4 protein-coding genes are annotated in these 2749 nt (G+C 40.5%); 3 read left to right on the forward strand and 1 reads right to left on the reverse strand.

Annotated elements, in window-relative coordinates; all coding sequences use genetic code 11:
* Positions 1–68 precede the first annotated feature (68 nt).
* The 3 genes from BIY37_RS00060 (at position 69) to BIY37_RS00070 (ending at position 1771) form a co-directional block, all read left to right on the forward strand.
* Positions 69–323: a hypothetical protein gene (locus BIY37_RS00060; protein WP_143299097.1), complete on the forward strand. Its 255-nt coding sequence runs from the start codon at positions 69–71 to the stop codon at positions 321–323.
* A gap of 198 nt (positions 324–521) precedes the next feature.
* Positions 522–968, forward strand: a complete 447-nt coding sequence (locus BIY37_RS00065; RefSeq protein WP_070065815.1) for a hypothetical protein — start codon at positions 522–524, stop codon at positions 966–968.
* 461 nt (positions 969–1429) lie between these two features.
* The gene (locus BIY37_RS00070) at positions 1430–1771 is read left to right on the forward strand and encodes a transposase (RefSeq protein WP_070065816.1); all 342 of its coding nucleotides are present in this window, start codon (positions 1430–1432) and stop codon (positions 1769–1771) included.
* A gap of 344 nt (positions 1772–2115) precedes the next feature.
* On the opposite strand, the gene BIY37_RS00075 is transcribed toward BIY37_RS00070, so the two are convergent.
* Entirely contained in the window at positions 2116–2427 is a 312-nt protein-coding gene (locus tag BIY37_RS00075; protein ID WP_070065817.1) for a hypothetical protein, read from the reverse strand.
* Positions 2428–2749: the final 322 nt, after the last annotated feature.

Raw genomic sequence — 2749 nt, forward strand, 5'->3', positions numbered from 1 at the left:
TTTCTCGTTTTTCTTGATACCTGTATTACGCAATTTCCTAACCGGACAATGCTGAGTCGAAGGCAACGTTGGGGATTATATTAATTGATACGAAGCCATTCTTAATGCAACTGATTCAGCAAAAATTAAACCTTGACCTAAATAATCTGTTCATGGATGAATTTTACAGTGCAGATGGCAGCAAGATATTGTGGGATAAAATCGTCACGCTAAATTCCGGTTCAGAAACTACTGAAGCTGAGAATAAAACATCCAGTCAAGAGATTTGTGGTTGGATCAACCGAAACCTAACAATTATTAAAAAAAACCATGAAATATTTTAAATCATAAACACTGGCCACTTTTTTTATGGTAGTAACATATAACAAAAGTAATGTTGTAACTGCAATCTTTATACAGAAAATCAAACCGTTGGATTTTACTTTTTTCAATCTAACCCACACAACTGCAATTTTAACAATTCAAATTTAATTTCAACCCTTAATCCAGTGATAAATTTAAAATAGTCGTTGAAAAAAGACATGAAAGGCTTATGTTTTTATGGGCAAAGGCAGGTATTAACCCATAGGAGGCCAATTCATACAAAAGGTGAAAATGAAGATTTCGAAAGAGCACAAAAGGGACTTCCCCTGAGTATTCGACCAGGTCATACGATACGATTGGAAGTAACTAAAGAGCCCTTGACTGCCACAAGGGAAAGGGAAGACGTTGCCATTCGGATGGCGATAGGGAGAAACGATATTCATGACCCAACCACGGCGGGAGATTTTTGCAGGCGTTTTTCTCCTGGTCATATTTTTCAAATGAACAAGGCGTTTAGAGAAATAGGGCAGAACGTGTATAGGAATCGTACAGACGTTACCCCGTGGACGATAGATGTCGATGTAAAGTGCATGAAGTATACGGGGAAAAGAAAGAAGGGGCATCGAGGAGTTACAACGGGATATATTCCCTTCAGCCTTTGTTGATGAAACGGACGAGTTGGTTCACAATGAGCTTCGTTCCGGAAATACGCATCCCGGTGCAAAGATGGTGGCATTCTTGAGGAGGATGAAGAGAAAAATACCCATCCAGGTAAAAGAAGATATACCTTCAAAGCGACTCTGCCTGCTACAACAAAGAGGTTGTAGCGATATGTGAAAAAGAGGGGTGGGAGTTTAGTATTCCCGCGGATCAGACTGGTCCTCTGATGAATAAGATAGAAGCGCTCCCAGAGAATGCCTGGCAAAGAGATAATAAAGACGATACCGTTGAGTATACCGAAGTAGCGTATCAGCCTGTGGGATGACCAAAAGAGTATCGGTATTTGATAAAGAGGAAGCGGAAAAAAACAAGACAGACCCGCGCTCGTTCTTTAGGTCTATGGCATATTCTTACTATGCGGTAGTAACCAATCGTAAATGCAATGTCCTGGATCTTATGAAGACCCATGCAAAGCGCGGAACATGTGAAAAAAGGATTTGCCTGTTTTACGAACGAGTTTCTGAGCCGTCTTCCGATGGGAGAGTTTTTTGCAAACTGGGTATATCTTTTGTGTGCGCAACTGGCCTATAATGTGTCGCTCTGGATACGGGATTTGATGTTGACAAAACCATACCGGAAGAAGCACATCAAAAGGATACAGCGTTGTACAGGACTGATAGCCTCCGGGATAACCACGAATGGACGCCAGATACGGATGAAAACATCAACCATGCATCGGTGGAGGGAGGATTTTGTTCGTGCACGGAAGGCGATTCCATCCCTGAATATGGCTACAAGCAGTGGATGAGGGACCGTAGTTTGTATTTTTCTATACAGCATAAAAAGAAGTCTCTTCTGGTAGGGAAACAGTGCTTCTTCTGTACGTACTTTATTGCAATTGGTAAAGAAAAATAACACGTTTTGAGTGCGCTGTGGATGCATGGGACGGTCTTGAAGATGGCTTTGAGATGTTTTAGGGGTTTGTTTTTGTCACTTTCGCTCACTAAATTCTTATTTTCGTTTGTTGTCGCTGGATTAAGGTCATAGTATAATTTAATTGTATAGGAATTTTCATTTTATTTAAGCGGGCTACAAAGTAGCGCTGACAAACCTTGTTTGTCAGTGTGATATATTCCAAATCCGTGTGTATATTCAAACAACATGGACAAACAAGTTTGTCCATACCACCCTGTAACCGAAGATATAACTTGAATGGCTGTGAATAACTTCCCGAACATCCCTGTCTGTCCAAAAATCGACCTCTGCTGTAGTAAAGTCTGGCCCACGGCTTGTTTCGTAACATTGTATCTCTGGCGCTTCTTCCATAGGCTTATCGGGTTGTATTGCTCCAATTAATCTTTCAATTACCTGTCCATTATATGGAGACAGGAATACATCAGGAATATCTGTTGATAAAATGGACTGAACTTTTTTCTTCAGATATGGCTCTAATATAGTAACCATTCAACGAAAATGTTTTAGAATATTTTTGATGCATCATTTTGGGAAAAAGAAGCAGCAAATTGGTTAACAGTAAATAGGACCGTAGATTCGGTTGTCACAGCCCATAGGAAGCCTTTGTGTGGAGGCGTGTGGGATTTGTGTTCAGCCTGGAAATTTCATACATTTGTAGTATGGTATAAAGCGAAAGGGAAGGATGAAAAAGTCTATGATAGCGCAGTAGGTGATTTGAGGTTTTTACTACAGGAAACGTAACTATTCAGCGAAACGGATGGTGAGAGAGAATATTTTCTCAGAATAGTTAGGAGCCGATAGGGAAAACGGG

The organism is Candidatus Brocadia sapporoensis (assembly GCF_001753675.2).
GTDB classification, from domain to species: Bacteria; Planctomycetota; Brocadiia; order Brocadiales; family Brocadiaceae; genus Brocadia; species Brocadia sapporoensis.

Coding starts and splice junctions, on each gene's coding strand:
- BIY37_RS00065 (WP_070065815.1), top strand. CDS start 522: ATGAAAGGCTTATGTTTTTATGGGCAAAGGCAGGTATTAACCCATAGG.
- BIY37_RS00070 (WP_070065816.1), top strand. CDS start 1,430: ATGCAAAGCGCGGAACATGTGAAAAAAGGATTTGCCTGTTTTACGAAC.
- BIY37_RS00075 (WP_070065817.1), bottom strand. CDS start 2,427: ATGGTTACTATATTAGAGCCATATCTGAAGAAAAAAGTTCAGTCCATT.